The sequence below is a fragment of the Sanguibacteroides sp. AM78-02pH3A genome (genome assembly GCF_027666085.1).
GTDB classification, from domain to species: domain Bacteria; phylum Bacteroidota; class Bacteroidia; order Bacteroidales; family Marinifilaceae; genus Gabonibacter; species Gabonibacter massiliensis.
The window spans coordinates 1-22,083 of the sequence record NZ_JAQEHX010000011.1 but is presented as its reverse complement, the minus strand read 5'-3'; the positions used below and the strand labels follow the sequence as shown (position 1 = coordinate 22,083).

Genomic DNA, 22,083 nt, shown 5'->3' with positions numbered 1-22,083 from the left:
TAACCAATCGCTAAATCATAAATCGTAAATCATAAATTTTAAAACTATGGGAAAGAAATTAGAGTCAACCTTTAAAAATATGGTATTAGTTTTATCCGCCATAACCCTAATCTCGTCGGCTGCCGTTGGATTTGTCAACGAATTTACTTCGGGGCTAATAGATAAAGCCAAATTGGAAAAACAGGTGACAGCAATCCGGAATGTAGTAGCCGCTTTCGACAACGACCCGATGGCTGAAGCATGGACAGAAAAGACTCCCGACGGAGGCGAATTGATATTTTATCCGGCCAAAAAAGCGGGCGAGCTTGTCGGCACGGCCATAAAGACGTATAGCAACAACGGTTTCAGCGGAAAAGTATGGCTGATGGTCGGATTTAACCCGGACGGAACCATTCACAATTATTCCGTACTCGAACATAAAGAGACACCTGGATTAGGTTCCAAGATGGATAGCTGGTTTACACGGGGAGGGAAAGGAAACGTGACAGGAAAAAAACCGGGAAAAACCGGATTAAAAGTTACTAAAGACGGTGGAGACGTGGATGCGATTACGGCAGCCACGATCTCTTCACGGGCATTTTTGGATGCAATAAATCGGGCTGCAGCCGCTTTAAACGGGGCGGATACCCAATCGGGAGCAACCCAACAAATAAAAACTGAGAATTAACAAATTTAACGACTGCGATACAGTCGCCAATATAAAATTAAACTGGACCTATGAACAATTGGCAAAATTTCACCAAAGGTTTCTTCAAAGAAAATCCGACCTTCGTTCTATTGCTCGGAATGTGTCCCACGCTGGGAGTAACGACATCGGCTGTCAACGGGTTGGGAATGGGATTGGCTACGGCATTTGTGTTGACTCTGTCAAACCTTGTGATCTCATTAGTATCAAACCTGATCCCCGATAAAATCCGTATACCGGGCTTCATCGTGATCATAGCGGCATTCGTTACCGTGGTGGACATGTGTATGGCTGCTTACACACCGGGACTTCATGAATCATTGGGATTATTTATTCCCCTGATCGTAGTGAACTGTATCGTATTAGGACGAGCCGAATCCTTTGCCTCAAAAAACAAGGCCATTCCTTCCATTTTAGACGGATTAGGCATTGGACTGGGATTCGCTATGGCATTAACCATCTTGGGGGGAATTCGAGAAATTTTAGGAAGCGGTAAGTTATTCAACATAACATTGTATAGTGAACACTACGGAATGCTTATTTTCGTCTTAGCCCCGGGAGCGTTCATCGCTTTAGGCTATTTAATTGCTCTGATTAACAGGATCAGGAAGACGAATTGAAGATGATTATGATAAGAACCTAAAATCTAAAACTATAATGGAATATATATTTATATTTATTGCGGCAGTATTCGTTAACAATATCGTATTGGCCCAGTTCCTGGGAATATGTCCTTTTTTAGGGGTTTCCAAAAGCGTACCTACCGCACTCGGCATGACCGGAGCCGTTACTTTCGTAATGATTTTGGCTACATTAGTTACGTTTATCGTACAAAAAACAGTACTTGATCCGCTTCAGATCGGATTTATGCAAACAATCACCTTTATCCTGATCATTGCAGCCCTCGTACAAATGGTAGAAATTATTCTGAAGAAAGTAAGTCCCGCACTCTATCAGGCGTTAGGGGTCTTCCTACCCTTAATTACGACAAACTGTGCCGTTCTCGGTGTAGCCATCATGGTTATTCAAAAAGACTATAACCTGCTGCAATCGGTCGTATTCGCCGCCTCGACAGCTCTGGGTTTCGGTTTGGCCCTAACCATATTCGCCGGTATTCGGGAACAGCTGGAGCTGGTAAATATTCCCAAAGGGATGCAGGGACCCGCTATAGCAATCCTGACAGCCGGATTGTTAGCCATGGCTTTTATGGGATTTTCCGGCATCGTGTAATTCGAAATCATACGATAAAAATAGTCCGGAATTATTTCCGGACTATTTTTATCGACCACATTCCTTCTCTTTTCGTAAAAAATCAAGCATATAATCCGTTCTCTCCCGAACAGACAATAAAGGAACCGGCGTAACGGTATATCCTAACGCTCCATAAGTTCGTTTCATCTCCTCGCAGGTTTCTACCGCCAACTCAAAATCCTGTTTTCGCTCCTCGTCCGTGCAATATATCTCTCTCCACGGAGGAAATAAGAATACCCTTTTATTGTATCGATAACAAGAGGCTGCACTCCTCAATTCATCCCACTCATTCAATCCTATTAAGCGACTGTAACCCAACACATCCGGGATTCCTCTATCGAAAAAACAAAGCTCTTCCGCCTCCTTGTGGTTCTCAAAATCCCGAATTGCATATTGTAACATCAATTCCGAATACTTTCGGGTATTTCTCCAGGGCAAAGCATCTCCTCCGGAAGCAAGCTGTTCACGGATAATACACCTTCCGCTCTCCGCTACAGTAACCGCTCCCCTGAGCCGGAGTTCCTCCATAACAGTCGTTTTTCCCGCACCGGGACCTCCCGTTACAACAAAGAAATTAGGTTTATACATTCTTCTATTATGCGATTGAAAGATTCGACGATTAAAATAAATAAAAAACGTTTATATAATTGATGGAATTCTTTACCCCCGCGGAATTTATTTCCGCTAACACTATAAAACAAGAGGGATTCCGGGATCAGAGGAGCAAACGATTCGAATAATCATAGAATCACTCTATCATTTTTTCATAAGCAAACCCTACAAAATCGGATATGACCCGGTTAGTCCGTCTCTCCATTTCCTCCCGGGGGTTTGTCGTTGCCAATCCTATTACCTTCATTCCTGCCCTCTCCCCGGCTTCCAAGCCCGCAAAAGAATCTTCGAATACGAAACAAAACTCCGGTTTTACTCCCAACGCTTCAGCTCCCAACAGATAACATTCAGGATCGGGCTTAGAGCGAGTAATCTTATCGGCAGTAATCTTTACTTGAAAATATGCGGCTAACTCCGGACGGGCATGATACACGTATTCCATCTTTTTCTCATTGGAACTGGTTACTAAAGCGATTGGGACTCCCCGACTTTTAAGATCTTCTATAAAATCCAATACCCCCGGAATATAGGGATAGTCCATACGAGACTCCAACGCATCCAGCCGTCGTTGAATCGACTGCTCCTTTTGAGGATCATTTCCCAAAAACTCCGCTACGATCTTTTGCAGAGTGAAGCCTTTGACTTTTCGGTGAAATGCCTGTATATCGGGCCGATAACGCTTTCCCTCCTCCTCCCAAAAACCATCGTATGCCTTTTCCGTATCTAAAACGACACCATCCAAATCAAATAACACAGCCCATTTCTTTGTTCTATTCATATCTCCTTCAATTACATTTCAAAAATAGGAAAAAACTCCGAACGGACAATTTCTCCCGAGCGGAAACAAACCGAAAAGAATTTTGGTCGGTAACGTATAACTTCCTATTTTTGTATGCCGTTTTACCAGAGAGTCTATCATTCAATAGAAATAATATGCAGAAGCATTTGAAACATCCTATTTTTCACTTACTATCGGAAATTGCAGCCCAAAAAGGATGTGAAATATATGTTATTGGCGGATACGTACGGGACCTGATCCTGCAAAGGCCCTCCAAAGATATCGATATTGTTGTGTTAGGAAATGGCATTGAATTAGCCGAAACAGCGGCACGGCAACTCGGTAACCTGCACATCTCCATATTCAAAAACTTTGGAACCGCGATGTTCCGCTATAAGGGCGTAGAAATCGAGTTTGTCGGAGCCCGGAAAGAGTCCTACCACTTTGATTCGCGAAAACCCGTTGTAGAACAAGGTTCTCTCGAGGATGATCAGAAACGCCGCGATTTTACGATCAACGCACTCGCCATCTCTCTGAATACTTTTAACTACGGAGAATTGATTGATCCCTTCGGCGGTCTGCAACATATAAAAGAACAGACCATAAAGACACCCCTTGATCCGCTCATCACCTTTTCCGATGATCCGTTGCGAATGATGCGGGCCGTGAGATTCGCCTCCCAGTTAGGATTTTCTATCGCTCCGGAAACTTTCGAGGGAATAAGAGCCAATAACGAACGATTAAAAATCGTTTCAAAGGAAAGAATCATAGACGAATTTAACAAGATCATGCTTTCCCCTAAACCCTCCGTAGGAATTCGACTACTGGAGGAAGCCGGGTTATTAAATCTTTTTTTTCCCGAATTGACCGCATTAAAAGGTGTTGAAATCGTCGAAGGAATCGGACACAAAGACAACTTTTATCATACACTGACCGTCTTGGATTCCGTTGCCAAAAATTCGGACAATCTTTGGCTAAGATGGGCCGCTCTATTGCATGATATAGCCAAACCGGTTACTAAAAAATTTATTACCGGACAAGGCTGGACATTCTATGGCCATAATCATATCGGAGAACGCATGGTAGCCAAAATATTCAATCGACTAAAATTACCCCAGAATGAAAAGATGAAATACGTTCAAAAATTAGTTTTCTTACATATGCGTCCCATTGTCCTTTCCGAAGATATCGTAACAGATTCGGCTGTCAGACGCCTGCTATTCGACGCGGGAGATGACATCGACGACCTGATGTGTTTGGCTGAAGCGGACATTACCTCCAAAAACGAAGAAAAGGTAAGGCGTTTTTTAGACAATTTCCAGATCGTTCGCCAAAAACTGAAAGAGGTGGAAGAAAAAGATGCCATCCGGAATTTTCAACCCCCTATCAGCGGAGAAGAGATTATCGCCACCTTCAATTTACCACCCTGTCGTTTGGTCGGGGATATCAAGAATGCCATCAAAGAAGCGATCCTTGATGGCATTATTGGAAACAATTCCCAAGAAGCCAGAGAGTATATGTTTAAAGTGGCTGAGAATTTAGGAATTTATTTTAAAAAATAAGCTATCTGTTTCGCCTTCGTTCCCGAGCATATTTTTACCGGGGAAGTAGGCACATCGTTATAAGGAATAAATTCCAATGCTTGTAGCAAAGCATACTCATCATCGTCCGTACTAAAAATTTCCAAACTCAAATTAGACTGATTGGTACGGTTAAGCGCTTGCAAATCATCGAACTTATCTTCCTCTAAAATCTGATATAACCTGGAAGACTGGTTGGGTGACAGATAAACCTTGTGTTTTTTTAAGACTTTTCCTGTCGGACTATAAATATAATTCTCTTTTTTCACGAGAAAAGCCACGATCCCCCATCCGATGATCCCCAAACCGATCATGATCGCCACCGAAGAAAGGATGTCATTTTCCGCGGCATTGATATGAGTGGAACCGAAATACAAAACAGCGGCTCCGACTAACAATAAGCCCAAAGGTTTTACCGGTGATTTCTTTTTCTTTACAATTTTACCTTCATCGACTTTCAATATAATATCTCCAATATAATCAAACTTTTCCATAGTATAAACATTAAATAATGACTCTTTTTTTCCGGGAAATTAAACACAATTATCCCGCCACAATAACTCTATCAAGCATTCCGTGAAAGCAGAAATACATTTCACGAAAGCTCCAACAGGCATCAAGATGCCTCCAGGGTTCAGAATCATACAATGATTTCACGTAAAGCAAAGACATAATATCCCGCGTCTTGCTTCAGTGCAAAAGAATCTCTATAAAAATGTTCGACATTTTTAAAATAGGAAGGAAACACACATTTACGTTCTTCTATCCCGCAAAAAAGATTACTCTTGGGAAGATAACGAAAAGTCGGAAAAGAAGTCAGCACCTCATGTACCGAATTTACAGGTACTGCATTCGCATTTAGAGCAGTCAAAAAAGCCAACTGATGAAAAGCCTCTTCTTCGTTCGAAACAATCTTTTCCTGCTTATCGGCCGTAACGACACGAGTAGAAGAATCTATCTGTTGAATCAGATAAATGATTACTACAAACAGTAAAACACTATATTTCAAATAGGCCTTCATCGTTTTGTTTCGTATTACAAAATTAGCAAATCGCTACGATATTCCATACAATAAACAAAAAAAAATTAGGCTGATATAAATATCAGCCTAATTTTTTCACTTACGCTTACTTATTTAGCCGGTTCGACCTCTCGACCTTTTATAATTTCCACAATATGTTCATTATTGATAATCATCATACCGTGACGGTCATTGGTAATACCCTCTTGTAACGTATAGGTATAAGTCGGAATAGAGCCCTTCATAATTGTCGGGAAGAATACAAATTTCAAGTTAGAACAATGTTCCCGCAATGTTTGTCCGGCCTCTATAATGTGGGTTGATATAATAAAAGAACAATTCCGATTCTCAGCAAATGCTTCCGTTACGGCAACAGTAGCATCGTAAGCATCCTTCACGTTGGTCCCTTTAAACAACTCGTCGAATATAATGACCAGATTTTTACCTAAACTCACCTCTTCTGCCACATGCTTCACACGAAGAACCTCAGCATAGAAATGACTATATCCCATATTCAAGTTATCAGCTACATTTATGGAAGTATACATACCGTCCTGAACCGAAAACTCCATACGTTCGGCCGCAACAGGGAATCCCATATGGGCCAAATAAATAGCGATACTGAAGGATTTCATGAATGTAGATTTTCCGGCCATATTAGCACCGGTCAGGAAAATCACATTATGCTCGTGATCGACATGCACGGAATTGGCAACAGCCCCCGTCAACTGAGGATGATATACCTTCGTTATCGTTATATCGTTTTTATCCTCTACCATTTGATTGGCTTTCGCATAAACGAATTTTTTCTCTCTGGCAATCCGGGAAACCGTGATATACACATCGTATTCATAAATAATCTGCATCATCCTTTTGATTTTCTCTCGGCAAGTATATCGCAAAAGATGATCGAATCTGGCCACCTTCGCTAAAGAGAGACGAGCTACCCCCCGTTCGTTAAGCGCCCAAGCCATTTTTTTATCATGAAGAATAGCATCCATCTCTTCGATCGTCTTCCAATAAGGAGAAGAAGCTCCCCCTTTAGCCAGTTTCTGATTAAAATCGTTTATCAGGTTCAAAAACTCGATGGAAGCGATGATTCCATTATATATCATTTCGAATTCCTTATCCGATCCTATATAATTCAATAATTTCCTACGGCAGGTATTCATGGCTGCCACAATGGGATTCGCATGTCCTAAATTACTCAGGTAATGGTCAACCACATCAAACAATTCGTTTTCGATAGGAAACTCTACATTTTGTTCCTGAAAATAACGGAATACACTACTCCGCTTATTGATAGCCTCAGCATCACTTAAAGGGTTTTGGAACATGTATTCCAAGAGTTGTCCCCCACCCCGGGTACAAGTATGATTAAACACGTTAAATATAGAATTATTCTTATATTTACCGAGCATGTTAAGGTCATCCAAAGTCTGTTTATCTACGGTAAAGCTCATGATCAATTAGATTTAGCGTTGTTGGTTTTCTTTCTACTCTTTATTATCTCAATGATACGTTCATTGTTGATAATCATCATACCGTGCCGGTCGTTGGTAATACCTGAAGCTAACTTATAGGTGTACACCGGCATACTTCCTTGCATAATCGTGGGAAGATAAGCGAAATTAATATTGTCGCAAAGCCCGCGTAATGTCTCTCCTGCCTCAATAATATGGGTAGAAATAATAAAAGTACAGTTCCGGTTGGCCGCAAAAGCCTCCGTTACGGCAACGGTCGCATCATAAGCATCTTTCACGTTAGTACCGCGGAACAGCTCGTCGAAAACGACAATCAGGTTCTGAGAACGACTCACACTTTCGGCCACTTTTTTTACCCGGAGAACCTCCGCATAGAAATGGCTGTATCCCATATTCAAATTATCCGGCAAATTGATCGTCGTATACATTCCGTTCTGGACGGAAAATTCCATGCTTTCGGCCGGAATAGGGAATCCCATATGAGCTAAGAATATACATACGCCGAAAGTCTTCATGAATGTAGACTTTCCGGCCATGTTAGCTCCCGTCAAGAAAATCACATTACTATTGTGATCGACATGCAGGGTATTCGGTGTCGGATTTTTTAATTGAGGATGATACATCCCGTCAATTTTCAATACATTTTGATCCGGCGGTAGAGCTTTCGCAAAAACGAAACCTCGCTTAATAGCCACCTGAGCGATAGAGATATATACATCCATATTATAGATGTAATAGAGCAACTTCTTCATTTTATCCCTGGCGGCATAACGCAAAATATGGTCGTAATCGGCCGTTTTCGCGTAAGCTATTTTTTTCAAACCCTTCTCTTTATAAGCCCAAGCAAATTCTTCATCAAGAATGATCTTATTCATCTCCTCCACCTCTTCTTTATAAGAATCGACAGCATTTATCGCATCGATCTGAATAAAAAAGTCATGCAAGCAATTAATAATCTCAACAGAGGCTAAAATACCTTTATGCAATAATTCATATTCAGTATCTGTCCCCATATAGCTACGGAATTTCCGCTGTAAAGTATTGTTCTCGGCCACAATCTTCGTACGACTATCCGTATTGCTCAGGTAGTGCTCTACCGTATCGAACAGTTCGCTTCGAAACGGAAATTCCACGTTCTTTTCCTGAAAATATTTGATGATCGTACTCCTTTTATTGATTTTATCCACGTCAGACAGCGGATAAAGAAACATTTCCTCCAACACCAAAGCCCCACCTCTCGTTCGAGTGGTGTTGAACAAACTGTAAATCGAATTCCCTCTGTGCTGTTTTCCAAAAATGTTGAGGTCATCCAGGGTTTGCTTGTCAATTGTAAAACTCATAATTTGTTTTTTTCATCGTTTATTTTAGGTCAGTATCCTGAATCGTCAAGACGATTCAGGATACACTGTAATCTTTTTATCTTCCTCTTCTACGAATCCAGATCAATATTGCAAATATAGCCAATATTCCCGGGAATACACCCATAAATCCGATCTTAGAAACGTACATTCCTGTCTCACCCAGGTATACCTTGTTATCCGGCATAGTCGGACGACGCACGTCGATAGGCACCTCATTATCCGACATCCAGAAGAAACCTCCTGTAATAATCGTATAGTTTGAAGCATCTACGTTCTTCCTTCCGATACTGATCTCTCCGTTACTGATACAATCAGCATCCCCAAATATAATAATTTTTTGTTCTTTTTCTCCAACTTTCCGGGATAAAGCCAAACCTGTCACGTACGATTTTTGAACTTCTCCCTTTTCCGGATTATATTTTACCGTATCATCAACAAAATTCGTGACTTGTAACTCGTTCCATACCAAAGAATCCGTTTTAAACAAAGGTGTCATAGTAAACCCTTTTCCCTCCGTGTATTCCAATCCGGAAACATTAGGCATGGTCGCTTTATATTCGTATCTGCGCATGATATCAAAGGCGTAAGAGAGTTCTCCCGCTTCCTTCGTCGGATCCGTGATTATAAAATCAGCAAGGAAGTTCTCACTCGGTTTTACTAACGTACCCGGCACAAACTGTACACCGAACTGTTCTACCAACGGATTCATGACATCCCGACGCTTCGGTTCTCCCAAAATCAACAGGTTTCCGCCTTTGGCAATATACTTATCCAAATACACTTTTTCCTCTGCCGTCATCGGGCTTCTCATCTCGGCGATAACCAAGATAGATACATCTTCCGGAATTTCCTTATCCAAGGCCACGTCACAAAAATCAAATCCTTGATTGATCAACGAATAGCGGAAAGGTTTATCCTGAGCAAAGCGGTTATAATCCCGATCCCCCTCACGTTTATTGTCTCGTTCTCCATGACCGGTCAAAAAGCCGACTTTCGGCAATTTCATCACCAAGCGTTTTAAAGCTGCTGTAATTTCAGATTCGCTCGGGAAACGCATCATATCATCGTAAACCCGAAGGAAGGTCTTTTGTCCGTTTTCCCGTTCTATCAAGCGAACAAATCTATTCCCCTCCGGGAACAAGTCAATCTGTTGACGAATCTGTTCCGGGGTGATAAACAGATTGGAATCCAATCCCCAAGAGTTACAGATTTTCACCATCCGCTCCCGATCCGAAAGCCCCGGATAACGTTTTTCCAAATCAGGATTATTTACCGTATCGTAATAGTATACGTACTTCATTTTAATTTCCGGTTTGAATCGGGTATATTGCTTAAACCGCTCCAAATCCTGATTCACGTAGCGAGGAGTCGCATACCACAACGTTCCGTCCTCTAAAGCATTCGTGTAAGTCGTAATAGTCAAGCCGCCTTCCAAACGTTTTACCACATCCTGGCTATTCTCGGTTAAGGTTCTCACCTTGGTCCGGGTAGCGTCATAAAATGCCATCAACGTAGGACGAGAAGTCAGATACCCCAAAATCATAGCGATGCAGACAACCCCCACGTATTTTCCCATACTGACAGCCCACGGCGTTTTCTGACGACAAGCTTGTAAACGAATAATCGCCAATGAAAGGAACAAGGCGATCACGATAATAAAATACAATAAATCCTCACTGCAAATCAAACCGCTAATAAATTCATCACAACGCCCGGAAATAGATAACCAATACGTAATGTCACGGACAAAAGCAATATCCTGCCACATTCCTCCCACGAAATTCAACACGGCCAATACAGCCAAAGTACCCATGGCGGCAACCACTTGATAAGAAGTCAAACTGGACATGAAAAGTCCGACTGCCGCATAAGCGCAGATCAATAGATAGAGTCCGAGCAATCCGGAAAGGATAGCCGGAAAATCCAACATCTTAACCGTAAAAGCAGTGAAAAGAACATAAACCATCAACACTCCGATCAAAACCAAAGCATAAATCATCATGGAAAGGTATTTTCCTAAAATGATCTGAATGTTGGTCACCGGAGAAGAATAGAGTAATTTTATAGAACCGCTGCCCAGCTCCCGGCTCATTAAGCTCATGGTCAACAGAGGGATATAAAGATAAAGATATTGCTGTACGATAGGAAATAATCCACCCCAAGGCGAAGCGTATACGCCCAAAGTCACACCTCTTAAACCGTATCCTAAAGCTTGATTTCTCACCATGCCTCCCATCACATCGGCAAATGCCATACTCGATTGAAAAGTAAAAATTATAAGAATCAGCCAGGCAATCGGTGAGAAAAATAAAGTTTGTAATTCAGTTCTGGCTATATTATATATCGTCTTCATTGTCTATTTCTTTTTATTTTTTGGATAATTCTGCAAAAATCGTATCTAATGAACTCTTTTCTAAATAAATTTCGGTCAAACGCCAGCCGCGAGCAACACTCATTTCAACTATTCTTTCCGTGACCTCCTGTACATCGGAAAATTGCAAGCGATATTTCGTTCCGCCCAGCTCTTCTACCCCCAATACACCTTGAATACCGCGTAATTCTTCAGCAGAAGGCATAGCTACCATTGAAACGACCAAGGTATTCGGTATAATATAGTTATCGAATTCATCTACGGTTCCGGCAAAAACAAGTCGTCCCTGTTCGATCATACGAATATAATCGCATGTTGCTTGCACTTCCGGCAAGATATGGGTCGAAAGCACAACCGTACGATCTTCTGCAATCTCTTTTATCAAATGACGGATTTCAACGATCTGGTTCGGATCCAACCCGTTCGTCGGTTCATCAAATACCACGAAATCCGGATTATGAACGATAGCCTGCGCTATCCCCAAACGTTGTTGATATCCTCCTGACAAATTACGGATCAATCGTTTCTGAAAATGGGTAATACCACAACGGCCCATGACCTCCATAACCGCCTTAGAGACCTCTTTAGCCGGAATATGGCGTAAACGAGCACAATGGATCAGATACTCTTCTACTGTCAAATCCATATGCAAGGGCGGTTTTTGAGGCAAAAATCCGATATGCCGTTTGGCCTCTACCGGATGCTCCCGTAAATCGATTCCTTTAATAAATACACTTCCCTCCGTTTGCTTTAACACTCCACACATGATGTTCATGGTCGTAGATTTGCCGGCACCATTAGAGCCTAACAATCCATAGATCCCATTTTTAGTAATCTCAAAATTAATATCTCGTATCGCCCACTGAACGCTATAGCGATGAGATAAATTTTCGACTTTAACGATTGATTCTTCCATAGATTTTTGTTAAGTTTTATAGATTCTTAGTTACACACGTCGTATCATAGTTAGTCTAAAAATTATATCATTTCATTAAAAATATGACACAATTCTCACCACTAAAAATAGACATTATTTACCCATGTTTTTCAGGTAAAAAATACTTTATAAAAAACTTAACTTTTACATTCAATCGATTCACTATCTCCCGAAAGCCCTTTATCAACAAAGGAAGGTGTTTTTATTCGAACAAGATTTCACGTCTCAAAAAAAGGATTAATATTTTTTTAACAAGAAGCGGTTTAATTTCATTCCATATTTTAACAGATTTCACACTTTTATGAGCCGATATTAACCCTCGATACCTCTTAAAAATAACTTTTATAACTCGAAAATTCAAAATTATCCCGGTAACCAACGACATTTTGTTTCTTTTAACAAGAAAAAAATACATTTACAATTAGCCCCCATACCGGTAACGTATGAAATTATCTTCCGGTTTCCCAATACAATTGCATTAACCGGGAAAAAGCATAATCCCCCGATCGTTCCTTCGATACCTGCATAAATTTTGTCATAGCGGGAGAAAAACGACCGACCTTTATTTCATAAAAAACGGCATAAACCACCCGATGGGATAATACATGTTTGGGAGGTTCAAATACCCTCCGTATTTCCGGTCGATCTGCCCCATCCAGTAATTGGTTCCACTCTTCAGTCTGTTGAAGTTCCAGAAAAGTCAAAGGTTTATCCGATTCAATTAAAGGAAATTCGTACAGATTACGCCAAATATCTTTATCCTCCCTTTTTTTCAATAAAAAACGGGTTTCGTCATGAACGTGCAAATAATTAAAATAACGGGGTTTCACCTGTACCTTCCCTACTTTCACAGGCAATTGTTCTACCTTGCCTTTTGCCCTTGCCATACAACGGGTATTCAACGGACAATGTTCGCAATCAGGAGATTTCGGTATACACTGCAAAGCTCCAAACTCCATCATAGCCTGATTATAAAGATCAGGACGGAAACGATCGAGTAATCTCCGGGAAAGCTCCGCAAAATAGGTCCTTCCCCGTCCTGAATCTATCGGGATATCAATATCGAACAACCGGGATAATACGCGGTATACATTTCCGTCTATCGCTGCATACGGCAAACGATAGGCAAACGAACAAATAGCGGCAGCCGTATACTCCCCGATTCCTTTCAATGAAAGCACCTCCTTGTAGCTCCGAGGGAACTCTCCTCCATACAGCGAAACCACTTCTCGAGCCGCCCGATGTAAATTACGGGCACGACTATAATACCCCAAACCTTGCCAATAGGTCATCACTTCATCTTCCTCCGCTTCGGCCAAAGAAACGACATTCGGAAAACGTTCCACAAACCGAATAAAATAATCCAGACCTTGTACGACCCTTGTTTGCTGGAGAATAACTTCCGATATCCATATCAAATAGGGATCATCTGTATTCCGCCAAGGAAGATCCCGGCGATTCCGCTCATACCAAGGGATTATTACGTCTCCTATCGACCACTCGTTCATACTCACTAATAGCTAAAATATACCGGCAAAGATAAAAATTTAAAATCCTTTCCTCCGTCATCTATCCAATAAAAAAAAACGGATGCCTCAATCCGTGAGGTACCCGTTTCCACTAATAACAAAAAAACCTATTTTACTCCAAGTGAGCCCGAATCATCCAAGCTACCTTCTCTTTTTTCTCTATCATATCTTCCAAGAAATTCGAAGTACCGAAATCTTTGGATTCTTCTTTATCCATAGTTTCAAGATCCGTCCGAATCTGACGAATGATTTCAGCATTATCATCTCTTAACAGGGCCAACATATGCTTGGCATCCGGAAGCGGTTGCTGCTCATCGTATTCTTTTATGCGGTTATGCTCTAAACATCCCCTCAAAGATCCTAACGGCCGTTCATCCAAATCACGTACTCTCTCAGCAATAGCGTCGATATCTTCAATCAATCCATTGTAAAGATCTTCGAGAAAAGTATGATAGGATCTAAAACTCGGCCCCTTCATATTCCAGTGAAAATTCCATGTTTTTGCTAATAAGACAAAATGGTCTGCAAGTAAATTATTTAAAATGGTCTTACTTGATTTGATCATTTTCGCATCTAAACCAATATTTCCTTCCATAGTAATGTTATTTAAAAGGTTAATTAACTTCTGTTTCTTCATTTATAACGAAGTTAATTCAGGAAAGTTTCGGGCCGAACTGAAATATTAGCCTTAAAAGGAAAAGGAACTACGCAAAGAAAACGAGATTAGAAGTTTTTCCCGGTATCCCACCATAAACGAGTTCCCGGAGTATCATCCCCCTGTAAAGCTTTTTTCAATTTCTCATATTGTTCAGGATCCACATCGATCATGGAAGCCGGAAAGTTTAGTCTTCTGATCATCAATTCCGTATCGATACAACCGTCTTTACTGTTATTAACCCGTACCGGAAACAAACGAGGATAACCCGTACGCCTTTGTTCCGCCCAAGCTTCACACCCTTCAGGAAAAACAGCTAACCATTTCTGAGTAATGATTTTCTCTAACTTCACCTCCCTGGAAGCACTCTCGTCCCACCGAGGAGAGACCAAACAACGAGCTTTAATATTATTAACTGGCTCAAAAACATCCACGTAATCGGCCCCAACCCGATCGCTCTGCAAATATGCCTCCACCCCGGCAGCTCCCCATTGATTGAAAGAACAACGCACCCCCTCCCGATAACAATCTCCAGGAACCTCTGAAGTCCAACCGTGCAAAGCAGCCTCAGCTCTCAAAAACCAAACCTCGGCGGCCGTCATCAGAATAGCCTCACTGCTCTCTTCCACGTATATCCTGGATAGCGCACTATACCGCGTATGAGCAAAAACAGTTCCTTGCCGAATTCCCCGGTACTCTCCTTTTATAGAAATGATATTCCCGTTTTCTCCCTGAACATCATTCGGACAAACTTCAAAAAAATGGGCTCTTCTTGGATCTTCATAACCATTTAAAATTGACTCCATAGAGGCATTCATGTAGGCTTCTCCCCATACCTGATTAATCACCCCAAGCGGATTAGTGTAACCATTCTTGGTTGAAACTACCGCCTTTTCAGGTGAAGTCGTGAAAATACCGTAAGAGTTAACCATCCCTTTTCTAAACTCTCTTCTTGCCTCTTCCGGATTTACCACTGCCAGACGTATAGCCAGACGGAGACGAAGAGAATTGGCAAATTTAACCCAGGACTCATAGGTTCCGTCCATTATAATATCGAATTTAGCAAAAGCAGAAGCATCTTCTCCTTCCTTTATAGCCTGATCCAATATATTCACAGCTTCATCGAGATCCTCAAAAAACATCCTGTATGCCTCTTCCTGGTTATCCGGGGCATAGCTCTCCCTCAAATTTCCAAACTGAGAATAGATGATAGGACCATAATAATCCGACACCCGATGCATCACCTCCACCTTCAGAATCTTAGTTATGGCAAAAAAAGCCGGATAATCCAATCGAGTCAGATCTTCCAAACGTTTAATCTGAGGCATTACATAAGCGTAGGTATTCTCCCAGAATGTACCATTCCAACCATTCTGCATATTATAATCCGAATTATGAGACCCACCGTTCAACGGCTTATAATCATGCATATACCCGCTAAACATATCTGCACTCAGATTTTGCATGATCTGGTATGGCCAATTCTTTCCTTTTCCGAAATCATAATTAAAATAAATACCTTGCTGGATAATACCCAAAGGTATCCCCAGGTGATTCAGATCTATTTCCATCTCCTCATCCGTCATTCCGGTTTTATCCGTGTTTAAGGATTTAAAATGACCCGTACAAGCCACCCATCCCCATACAAAAGCAATAAAAACGAAACTATATTTCCTCATCTCATTAAAATGTAAAATAGATATTAAAACCGATATTCCGGGTCGTCGGCATCCCGTATACTTCAATAGCCTGATTATCACTACCCGTGGAAAGTACCAAATCGGGATCAAAGGGAGCTTTTTTGTACAGGAAACACAGGTTACGAGCTACAAAATTCACTTGTACGCTCTTGAAAACACCACTTTTTTTCATCCAACCGTCGGGAAGCGTGTAACCGATGGACAACTCCCGAAGACGAATATTCGTTGCATCGTAAATATAATACTCCGTTACTCCCGCACGTCCCCCGACAAGACCTTTATAAAAACCTTTCACGTCCGTAATACGTTTTCCCTCCAGTTCGACAAATCCTCTATCCCTTGCCTTTCCCGTGGCTTTAGTTACCCCGAACATGTCCAGATCCGCCTGCGTTTGCGAGAGGACATCCCCACCGAAGCGCCCGTCCAACAAAAGATGGAAAGAGAACCCCCTATACCTCAAATTATTACTCCAACTCAAAGTAAAATTCGGATTAGCATTTCCCACTTTCACCGTATTGCCTTCTCCGACAATCTGGGGAAGACCGCTTTTTTCTCCCTCCGCCTCGTAAACGATCTCTCCATGTTCGTCCCGTTTAAAGGCTTTTCCGTATATATCCCCAAATGATCCACCCTCTCTTAACTTCATCGCGTAACTGGAAGAGAAGCCACGCGGACCGTATATAAATACCGGAAGCTCCTCATGCAGGCGTAAGACCTTATTCTTATTCGTGGCAAAATTGATCTTCGATTCCCATTTTCCCTCTTTGAAAATAACAGGAATACCTCCCACTGAAAATTCAACCCCGACATTCTGAATATTTCCGGCATTCACGTAACGATAAGCATATTCATCTCCATCCTGTGCGGGCAATTTAAAAAACTGATTCCTTGTATTCGTTCTATAATAAGTAAGATCTACATATAAACGATCGAGCCAGCATCTCCATTCCGTTCCTAATTCGATAGAACTATTCATCTCCGGTTTCATCTCCTCAAAGGGAGCCGCATCGGCAGATTGTACGCCTCCTCCGGCCAACACATAGGACATCGGATTGGTAATGTATAATGGTATATCGTTACCTACCCGACTCCAAGATACACGTAATTTAGCCAAATCGACCCATTTCGGTAAATTTAAAGTTTTATTCAAAGCCCATGCTATACCTAATGACGGATAAAAGAATCCTGTCGATTCATGGGAGGTAAAAGCCAATGTAGAAGACCAGTCATTCCGTGCCGACACGTCCAAAAACAGAAAATCACCGTATCCGATCTGAATCGTTGTAAAAAGTGATTGCATCTGCCGGGTCGCCCTATTCTGCTCCTCAATATAAGCAGAGGTATTCATATTGATATTGGCAACCGTAAATACATTAGCGTATTTCAAAGAAGCTGTTTTCGAATCATACCGAAGTCTGCTGATCGTATTATTATTAATACTGGTTCCGAGTGTCATATGAAACGTAAACTTTCCAAATAACCGCCGGTATGTGGCCAACAAATCCCCGTACAATAACGTTTGCTGGTAAGTATAATCTATATAACGCCCATTTTCGCCCGCAAGTGCCGGAGCGGTTGAGGCATAAAAACGCTGTCTGAACTTATCCGAAACATCATCTATACTGACTCTTCCCTGTATAGACAAATCTGTCGTTATTTTCACATCCGCCGTCAAAGAGACAATGGCCCTGCTCCGAATGTCTTCGCTTAAAATACGATTTGTCACCCAATAAGGATTCTGTTCGAAATCTTCCACCGAGCTATGCCAATTCTGCACCATCAGATTCCGTTTTTCATCCAATAGCTCAAAATGTTTTTTATACTTTGAAATATCTTCCCCACGAGGAAAACGATACAATCCCACGAGAGGATTCATATAAAAGCCTCCCGGAGTAGGACGATTCTTTATTTTTTGTCTCATTAGATTCAAATTACCATCCAATTTCAATCGCCCTTCAAAAAAAGAAGCTGTTTCTTTCAAATTGATATTATGTTTCATAAAGCGATGCTGAGGAACGATTCCTCTCACTGCCGTATTCGCGTAAGAAAAATAGGTCTGCATAATCTCATTTCCCGTGGAAAATGAAAGAGAATGGATCGCTGAAATGCCTGTCCTAAAAAAATCCTTTGCTGCATTGTACTTTTTCAAGTTATCCCGCTCCCCCCAACTCTCAATTCCGTCACTTACCCCGTAGTGATTCTGAAACTCGGGTAAATTAATCGCCTTCTCAAAAATCATACTTGAAGAGAACTGCACTTCTTGCTTTCCTCTCAATCCTTTTTTCGTCTTAATCAAAATTACCCCATTGGCAGCTTGTGTCCCATATAAAGCAGAAGCTGAGGCCCCTTTCAATACACTGATACTTTCTATATCTTCCGGATTCAAGTTAGAGATACCGTCTCCTCCATCCCGGTTCCCGGCATCTGCCGTTCCCCCGATAGCCGTATAAGCCTGTTCACTACTTTCATTTAAAATCGGTATACCGTCGATCACAAATAGAGGTTGATTATTCCCGGCCACGGAACGAATTCCCCGAAGTAAAACTCTTACCGATCCACCTGTACCGGAAGCACTTTTATGAATCTGCAATCCGGCAACTTTTCCCATTAAGGCCACGAATAAATTGGGATCTTTTATCCTTATCAATTCATCCTGTCCGATTTGCGTAACAGAATAAGGCAAGGAAACGCCACTTTTTTCAATACCTAAAGCCGTAACAACCACATCCTTCAAAAAGACCATATCCTCCTCCAGATGAACCCTTAAAAAAGCTTTCCCCTGAATAGGGATAAACAAGGTTTTATAACCGACAAAAGAAATAACTAACTCTCCGTCAGCCGGAACAGAAAGCGAAAATTGTCCCTCTTTATCGGAGACGACCCCATGGTAAGTTCCTTTTTCAACGATATGGGCTCCCGGTATAGGAACTCCTTTTTCATCCTCGACAATACCATTAACCCGGATGATGTTGGTTGCCAATCGAAGGGAATCCGGCACCGAATCTCTCTCCCGCATACCGAAACGGCCAAAATTAGTTTTACCGTACAGACAAGAAGATACGGTTAAAAACAAAAATAACGCATAAATACACTTCATCACACAAATACCCTCTCAGTTTATTTTAACAGGCCTCTCCCCTTCCAGAGGCTTTTTTCCACATTTATTCCAATCCTCTCTTCTTCAGCAGAGGAATTTCCGACGGAGTTTGTCCACGAAACTTAATATATTGTTTCATAGGATCATCGTATCCTCCCTCGGAAAGAATATATTTTCTCAAACGTGCAGCCAACTCCGCATTATATATATCTCCGGAATCTTTAAAAGCTTGGAAAGCATCCGCATCCAATACTTCTGCCCAAAGATAGACATAATAACCGGCCGAATACCCTCCATCGAAAATATGAGAGAAATAAGTAGTCCGGTAACGAGGTAAAATCTCTTTTATCAACCCATGCTTATCCATCGAAGCTTTTTCAAAAGCATTCACATCGTACTCCCGCGAAGTTGTTTGAGAATACCAATCCATATCCAATAAAGCCGCAGCTACATATTCCACCGTAGCGAATCCCTGATTAAAATGACCGCTCTCCTGTATCTTTTGAATCAATGCATCAGGCATAGGTTCACCCGTCTTATAATGTCTGGCATACATCTTCAATACCTCAGGTTCACCAGCCCAATTCTCCATGATCTGGGAAGGCATCTCTACCATATCGTGAGGTATGGTGCCGGCTATCCGCTTATAATCCCCCCGGATAAAAAATCCGTGAAGAGCATGTCCGAATTCATGAAACATGGTTTCCGTATCGTCCCAACTCAATAATACCGGCTCATCACCGACCGCAGGAGAAAAATTATAAACGACAGAAACCAGCGGGAACTCTTCTTTTCCGTCCACTTTCGTGTAATGACGGAATTCTGTCATCCAAGCCCCTGCCGATTTGCTGGATCGAGTAAAATAATCCAGATAAAGAATAGCTAAATGCGATCCGTCTGCATCTTTTACCTCATAAGTCTCTACATCCGGATAATACACCGGTATGTCCGTCCTTTTTTCCAAAGTAATCCCGTATAACTTACGAGCGACTTCAAACATTCCGTCACGCACATTTTCCAACTTTAAATAAGGTTTCATCTCGGATTCGTCCAAATCGTATTTCTGCTTCCGCAATTTTTCAGCATAATACCACCAATCCCAACTCTCCAACTTTTCTTTCATCCCCTCTTTATTGGCGATAGCCTGCATTTCGGCTAATTCCTGTTTCGCTACCTTTAAAGCAGGCCCCCATACCCGGCCCATAAAATCATACACATTTTGAGGCGTTTTGGCCATGTTTTTATCAATCACATACGAGGCATAAGTATCAAAACCCAACAACTTCGCTTTTTCCAACCGCAAATTGACCATTTGGGCAACAATTCCCTTGTTGTCATTCTCGTTGTTATTATCTCCCCGCATATAATATCCCTTGTACAATTTCTCGCGTAATTGACGATTCTTGGCATATTGTAAAAAAGGAATCAGGCTTGGTTTATGAACGGTAAATACCCACTTACCCTCTAAACCCCGTTTTCTGGCCTCGGCGGCAGCGGCGATAATTGCCGTCTCCGGCAGTCCGGCCAAATCTTCTTCTTTGTCAATCTCTAAAACAAACGCGTTTGTCTCTTTTAGCAAACGATCTCCATATTGTAAACTGAGTTTAGCCAATTCGGCATTCACCTGTTTCAGTTTAGATTGATCCTCCGCACTTAAATTCGCTCCACCCCGAACAAAATCATTATAATACAACTCCAACGTCCGAAGTGCTAACGAATCCAATCCCAAGCTCTCTTTTCTATCATACAATGACTTAATACGGGCAAACAATTGGGGATTCATACTGATTTCATCGCTATGAGCCGTTACCATAGGACTGACTTCCATGGCGATTTCCTGCATTTCGTCACTCGTAACGGCTGCATATAAGTTGAAGAAAATAGATGACACCCTATCCAATAACTCTCCGGATCGATCCAAAGCCATTATCGTATTCTCGAAAGTCGGTTCTTCCGTATTATTAACAATTACTTCAATCTCTTTTTTATGCTGTTTTATCCCCTCGTCAAAAGCAGGTTTATAATCGGATAATTTAATCTGGTCAAAAGGAGGCGTATGAAAAGGAGCTGTAAAAGGCTTTAACAACGGATTATTAGTTTGACGTTTTTCCTCTTTACAAGAAGTTATCAATGTCACCACACTCAAAAATAAAATTACCGTTCTTTTCATATACATGTAAATTAAATATAGTATTCACAGCTTATCCATAAAACGAGATAAAGATACAGATTAAAAATAATAAAATGTTAATTGATATCATTTTTAACGTTAAAAGATATCTAATTCCCTTATTTCCACTATTTTTACCCTGCAAAGTTTAATAATATTTTTTATGAATTTACTTTTTGTCGCAATCGGTTCTATGCTCGGGGGAGTCTCCCGGTACTGGTTAACGGGTATCATACAAAAAAATGTCCCTACTCTTTTCCCTTTAGGAATTTTTACAGTAAACATAATCGGGTGTTTTATTATTGGTTTGCTGACTGGCTTATCAGCACATTCCAATTTACTCACCCAAAATCATCGTCTATTTCTAATTATTGGATTTTGTGGGAGTTTCACTACCTTTTCCAGCTTTTCGGCAGACAACTTGAAATTATTAACAGCAAAAGCCTACTTGTTGTTTTCATTGAATATCGGTCTTAGCGTCATCTTAGGCCTATTAGCCACTTGGTTAGGTTATTATCTTATTCAAACTCTTTTTAAATAATTTTAAAAACTAAAAGGGACCATTATCTCCAATGGTCCCTTTCTTCGAATTTAATTTCTGTCAATAATGCACACTACGAATTTCCCCTGGTTTATTCTAATTCCAACAAAATATCAACGTTAAGAGACACCGACGTCTAAATCCTGCAAACACAGGATTTAAAACGAACGGTGAATTTTTAAATCATCATGTCATACATTTTATCTCCCTCTTCTTCTAATCCATATGAATATCGCGATAAACAGCAATAAGAAAGGAAATACTCCCATAAACATGATCTTCGTGATGTACATACCGGTCTCGCTCGGGTA

At 41.2% G+C, this 22,083-nt stretch carries 18 protein-coding genes; 5 read left to right on the top strand and 13 right to left on the bottom strand.

Annotation, left to right across the window (positions count from 1 at the left end; translation table 11 throughout):
* Positions 1–46: 46 nt before the first annotated feature.
* Genes PGR74_RS12720 through PGR74_RS12710 form a run of 3 tightly spaced genes read left to right on the top strand, consistent with a single transcriptional unit; the run spans position 47 to position 1,915 of the window.
* Positions 47–667 (top strand): RnfABCDGE type electron transport complex subunit G, encoded by a 621-nt coding sequence (locus PGR74_RS12720; protein WP_041502537.1) that lies wholly within the window; start codon positions 47–49, stop codon positions 665–667.
* Positions 668–717: 50 nt separating this feature from the next.
* The gene (locus tag PGR74_RS12715) at positions 718–1,305 is read left to right on the top strand and encodes an RnfABCDGE type electron transport complex subunit E (RefSeq protein WP_041502536.1); all 588 of its coding nucleotides are present in this window, start codon (positions 718–720) and stop codon (positions 1,303–1,305) included.
* Positions 1,306–1,342: 37 nt separating this feature from the next.
* Complete coding sequence (locus PGR74_RS12710) at positions 1,343–1,915, top strand: electron transport complex protein RnfA (protein WP_059025533.1); 573 nt, start codon at positions 1,343–1,345, stop codon at positions 1,913–1,915.
* A gap of 48 nt (positions 1,916–1,963) precedes the next feature.
* Here the strand turns inward: PGR74_RS12710 and PGR74_RS12705 are convergent, their stop codons facing one another.
* On the bottom strand, positions 1,964–2,524 hold the full coding sequence (locus PGR74_RS12705; protein WP_041502534.1) for an AAA family ATPase: 561 nt from the start codon (positions 2,522–2,524) through the stop codon (positions 1,964–1,966).
* Between the two features lie 160 nt (positions 2,525–2,684).
* Positions 2,685–3,326 (bottom strand): HAD family hydrolase, encoded by a 642-nt coding sequence (locus tag PGR74_RS12700; protein ID WP_270517289.1) that lies wholly within the window; start codon positions 3,324–3,326, stop codon positions 2,685–2,687.
* Positions 3,327–3,481: 155 nt separating this feature from the next.
* Between PGR74_RS12700 and PGR74_RS12695 the strand changes: the two genes are divergently transcribed.
* Complete coding sequence (locus tag PGR74_RS12695; protein WP_041502532.1) at positions 3,482–4,888, top strand: CCA tRNA nucleotidyltransferase; 1,407 nt, start codon at positions 3,482–3,484, stop codon at positions 4,886–4,888.
* On the opposite strand, the gene PGR74_RS12690 is transcribed toward PGR74_RS12695, so the two are convergent.
* The 11 genes from PGR74_RS12690 to PGR74_RS12640 all read right to left on the bottom strand — a co-directional run bounded on the left by PGR74_RS12690 (position 4,873) and on the right by PGR74_RS12640 (position 21,231).
* Complete coding sequence (locus PGR74_RS12690; protein WP_041502531.1) at positions 4,873–5,400, bottom strand: hypothetical protein; 528 nt, start codon at positions 5,398–5,400, stop codon at positions 4,873–4,875. The two genes, PGR74_RS12695 and PGR74_RS12690, sit on opposite strands and share 16 nt — an antisense overlap.
* A gap of 146 nt (positions 5,401–5,546) precedes the next feature.
* On the bottom strand, positions 5,547–5,927 hold the full coding sequence (locus tag PGR74_RS12685) for a hypothetical protein (protein WP_270517288.1): 381 nt from the start codon (positions 5,925–5,927) through the stop codon (positions 5,547–5,549).
* Positions 5,928–6,037: 110 nt separating this feature from the next.
* A complete protein-coding gene (locus tag PGR74_RS12680; protein ID WP_041502529.1) occupies positions 6,038–7,390 on the bottom strand; it encodes a MutS-related protein in 1,353 nt (450 codons plus the stop codon).
* Between the two features lie 2 nt (positions 7,391–7,392).
* Complete coding sequence (locus tag PGR74_RS12675) at positions 7,393–8,751, bottom strand: MutS-related protein (RefSeq protein ID WP_041502528.1); 1,359 nt, start codon at positions 8,749–8,751, stop codon at positions 7,393–7,395.
* A gap of 76 nt (positions 8,752–8,827) precedes the next feature.
* Positions 8,828–11,125 (bottom strand): Gldg family protein, encoded by a 2,298-nt coding sequence (locus PGR74_RS12670; protein WP_041502527.1) that lies wholly within the window; start codon positions 11,123–11,125, stop codon positions 8,828–8,830.
* 13 nt (positions 11,126–11,138) lie between these two features.
* On the bottom strand, positions 11,139–12,059 hold the full coding sequence (locus tag PGR74_RS12665; RefSeq protein ID WP_041502526.1) for an ABC transporter ATP-binding protein: 921 nt from the start codon (positions 12,057–12,059) through the stop codon (positions 11,139–11,141).
* Positions 12,060–12,529: 470 nt separating this feature from the next.
* Positions 12,530–13,588, bottom strand: coding sequence for an A/G-specific adenine glycosylase (gene mutY / locus PGR74_RS12660; protein WP_041502625.1), 1,059 nt, complete (start codon positions 13,586–13,588; stop codon positions 12,530–12,532).
* A gap of 133 nt (positions 13,589–13,721) precedes the next feature.
* The gene (locus PGR74_RS12655) at positions 13,722–14,204 is read right to left on the bottom strand and encodes a Dps family protein (RefSeq protein ID WP_041502524.1); all 483 of its coding nucleotides are present in this window, start codon (positions 14,202–14,204) and stop codon (positions 13,722–13,724) included.
* 128 nt (positions 14,205–14,332) lie between these two features.
* Positions 14,333–15,943 (bottom strand): SusD/RagB family nutrient-binding outer membrane lipoprotein, encoded by a 1,611-nt coding sequence (locus PGR74_RS12650; RefSeq protein WP_270517287.1) that lies wholly within the window; start codon positions 15,941–15,943, stop codon positions 14,333–14,335.
* A gap of 4 nt (positions 15,944–15,947) precedes the next feature.
* Positions 15,948–18,980, bottom strand: a complete 3,033-nt coding sequence (locus PGR74_RS12645) for a SusC/RagA family TonB-linked outer membrane protein (protein WP_052634424.1) — start codon at positions 18,978–18,980, stop codon at positions 15,948–15,950.
* Between the two features lie 145 nt (positions 18,981–19,125).
* Positions 19,126–21,231, bottom strand: coding sequence for a M3 family metallopeptidase (locus tag PGR74_RS12640; RefSeq protein WP_270517286.1), 2,106 nt, complete (start codon positions 21,229–21,231; stop codon positions 19,126–19,128).
* A 163-nt stretch (positions 21,232–21,394) separates the two neighbouring features.
* On the opposite strand from PGR74_RS12640, the gene crcB reads away from it, so the two are divergent.
* Positions 21,395–21,772 (top strand): fluoride efflux transporter CrcB, encoded by a 378-nt coding sequence (crcB, locus tag PGR74_RS12635; RefSeq protein ID WP_082027582.1) that lies wholly within the window; start codon positions 21,395–21,397, stop codon positions 21,770–21,772.
* Positions 21,773–22,083 lie beyond the last annotated feature (311 nt).